This is a genomic window from Paenibacillus sp. OT2-17, from assembly GCF_009827695.1.
In the GTDB taxonomy this organism is placed as follows: Bacteria; Bacillota; Bacilli; order Paenibacillales; family Paenibacillaceae; genus Paenibacillus; species Paenibacillus polymyxa_B.
The window spans coordinates 1-3,099 of sequence record NZ_WUDQ01000446.1 but is presented as its reverse complement, the minus strand read 5'-3'; the positions used below and the strand labels follow the sequence as shown (position 1 = coordinate 3,099).

Here is a 3,099-nt window from a genome sequence, read left to right as displayed (position 1 = left end):
AAATCACTTCCTGTGACTGCTTCGTCTGCCAAGGCGCGTACAGTCAAGGAGCGCTCGGCCGCTGAAATACCCGTTGTTGTCTCCATATGATCTACCGATACCGTAAAGGCAGTACCGTGGAAATCTGTATTTTGCTCTACCATAGGATGCAATTCCAAAGCTTCGGCTCTTTGTCGTGTGATTGGCACACAGACCAACCCGCGACCTTCTGTAATCATGAAATTAATGACCTCAGGCGACACTTTTTCAGCCAAAGCGATAAAATCGCCTTCATTTTCGCGCTGTTCATCATCCACTACAATAACGACTTTACCGTTTTTTAAATCCTCCAACGCTTCTTCGATGGAATCCAAACGAATCTCTTCGTCATGTTCCAACTCGCCATGCTCTATGACGTTCGCCATTGCACTTGTTTGGCTACCTCTATCCATAACACTTTCCTCCTTATGTCTTGTGCCACGAATGCTCCTAAACAGGCTTACCATTCAATATCAGGCAAAGCCGTGTTTCGCCAAATAGTCCAAACTGAGAGGAGCTTCTTCTACTCTCTCCGCCTCCGCTGCACCTCTGTAATTTAAAAGCTGTTCTACATATTTGCCCAAAATATCACATTCGATATTGACGGTATCCCCCTCACGTTTGGCTTGTAAGGCCGTTTCGGATAAAGTGTGGGGAATAATAGATACGGCAAAGGTATCTCCCGTACGCTGTGCGACTGTGAGGCTGATACCATCAATTGTGATTGACCCTTTGAGTAGAATATATTTAAATAATGTTTGATTTTTAGGCTCAACTTCGAACACAACTGCATTCTGGTCTGATGTCACCCCTCGAATCGTTCCCGTCCCGTCCACATGTCCTTGCACGATGTGTCCTCCGAACCTTCCACTCGCCGTCATCGCTCGCTCCAGATTGACTCGGCTGCCGGATCTCAACTCTTTCAGATTAGTGCTACGAAAGGTTTCCGGCATCACATCAACCTTAAAGTCTTTCGAACCAATCCGTATCGCCGTCAGGCAAACGCCATTAACCGAGACACTGTCTCCTATTTTCAAATCGCCCAACACCACGGAACCCGAAATCCCCAGCACCATCGCTTCACCGCTTTTGGAAATAGTTTGAATGCGACCCACTTCCTCAACTAATCCGGTAAACATGTCTTCACTCCTTTCCACTACATTTCAGTTTATCCCTAATTCATCAGCTATAAGCGCAAAAAAACCCCAGTTCGGATTCAATCCGTCATGGGGGTGATGAGAGTCACATTTGTAGTATACAAGCGCAGTTCATATGCATCTTAAGACGACATGAAATCATAGGTTTGCCAATAGAAAGCATGACTGAGGATACAACCAAATACGCTCAGAACACCCATCAAAAAGAAAGCTTAAGCAAGCTATCGCCCGATGCTGTCCTACAACGAAATAAGCCGTACGCACAATTGGGTATGCTAAAAATCGGCATATGTCACGTCATGCACATGCGCTTCGTATCCTTCTCCCATCCAGACTATACTGTCGGTCCCGGATTTGCACCAGGTCCACCTTCTGCCGATCATTCAGCATCCGGGTCACGGACTAAGCCATGCTGTTTCTCACAAAAACGATCCACAAACATGTCATCACCGCCGGTGGGGAATTTCGCCCCGCCCCGAAGGATCTTGCTCTTATTTAATTGAATTAACATTAAACTTGTTACGTATATTAGCACCGACTTCTAAAAAAAGCAAGTTATCTAATAGAAGCGCCTGCTTTGGTTTTGACATATTGGCTGGAGAGTTCTTCAAACCAGGTTTTATCATTCATATGAAGCGCCAAGTCAATCAGATCGGCCAGTTCCTCGACTCCCAACTCTGTTGCATGATCAAAGGTAATTACGGCTGAAGCAACAGGTCCCCGCCCTTCCTCAGAACATGCCTCATAATCCAGTCGCACATCAACATGTCCGTCAATAAACTCGCATTTCAGAAAATAAATAATTTCACACATTAAAATGGGGCGTACCTGTGTTTCTAACACGCAATCCATCACCTTGGCAGAATAGTGCTGGTTCGTCAGCGTGAATTTGTGTTCTGTCGCTGCCAGCGATGCCCGTCCAAAATCGTCCGTAAATTTTAGTTCTACTGGCTTGATGTTCATAACCTTAGGGATCTGCTTCTTTATAATTTCGATTATTTCAACTGTATTCAGCTTAATCATTACCTGCACCTCATTGCATCTTAAAATTCAGAAGAAAACTTTTTAACGTGCCTCTTATAGGCCTCCACTCCTATATCGGAAATCATTACCTGTTTTTTTATGCTTGAACCCATAAACGACAAAAAAGATTCTTTGCGCAATAAGCGCAAAGAATCTTGATCGAACCACTACAGTAACAGCGGCTAACAATGCTAATCGATGATTATGCAAAAAACAGAATTATAGCTCTGAAATTTCATGTTTCTTTTTCAGGGTAGTCCAGCGACGCTCAATCTCCTGCTCAAAGGTAGCCAGCGTAGCCTCTTCCTTGAGAAGATGCTTCGTTTTACCCATTAATTTCAACCATTCTGCAGCTGGAATCCGTTTTCCCTTGTCTTCCGGATTATACGTAATCGTCGTACTGCCTTGCTCTATTTCGTACAAAGGAAAGAAACAGGACTCGACTGCGGCGCCCACAATGCTGGTGCCCAGTCTGTCTTCGGATTTCCAATTCAGCGGGCAGGCGCACAGGATCTTACCATAGGCCGTACCCACGTTGTTCGCATACCATTGAGCTTTGGCTGCTTTACGCAGCATATCCTGCGGATGACTTTCAGCTGCTGTAAAAGCATACGGAATGTTACAAGCAGCCATGATTTGCACGGTATCCTTGTGATGCCCTTGCTTTCCTTTTTGCATTTTCCCTACACCCGACGTACTGGTCATGTGACCGAGCGGAGTGGAGTACGATTGCTGTGAACCTGTATTCATGTACCCTTCGTTATCATATTCCAACATGATCAGCTTATGATTACGCAGAGCCGCACCAATCGCAGAACCCATACCAATATCCATCCCACCGTCACCACTGATCATGATAAAGGTCGGATCGTCCGACATCTCAATTTCATTGCGGCGCTTC

Annotated in this window: 4 protein-coding genes and 1 riboswitch; all 4 genes read right to left on the bottom strand. The window is 45.3% G+C overall.

Going from position 1 to position 3,099, the window contains the following annotated elements; all coding sequences use genetic code 11:
- A partial coding sequence (locus GRP75_RS22820) for a 3,4-dihydroxy-2-butanone-4-phosphate synthase (protein WP_160790445.1) occupies positions 1-404 on the bottom strand: 404 nt, incomplete at its 3' end.
- An 87-nt stretch (positions 405-491) separates the two neighbouring features.
- Complete coding sequence (ribE, locus tag GRP75_RS22815) at positions 492-1,157, bottom strand: riboflavin synthase (RefSeq protein WP_053325682.1); 666 nt, start codon at positions 1,155-1,157, stop codon at positions 492-494.
- A gap of 331 nt (positions 1,158-1,488) precedes the next feature.
- A riboswitch (FMN riboswitch) is annotated at positions 1,489-1,662 on the bottom strand.
- Positions 1,663-1,730: 68 nt separating this feature from the next.
- Positions 1,731-2,198, bottom strand: a complete 468-nt coding sequence (locus GRP75_RS22810; protein WP_013310772.1) for an IDEAL domain-containing protein — start codon at positions 2,196-2,198, stop codon at positions 1,731-1,733.
- Between the two features lie 219 nt (positions 2,199-2,417).
- Positions 2,418-3,099 (bottom strand): thiamine pyrophosphate-dependent enzyme (locus GRP75_RS22805; RefSeq protein WP_237449146.1); only part of this gene is annotated, 682 nt, incomplete at its 5' end.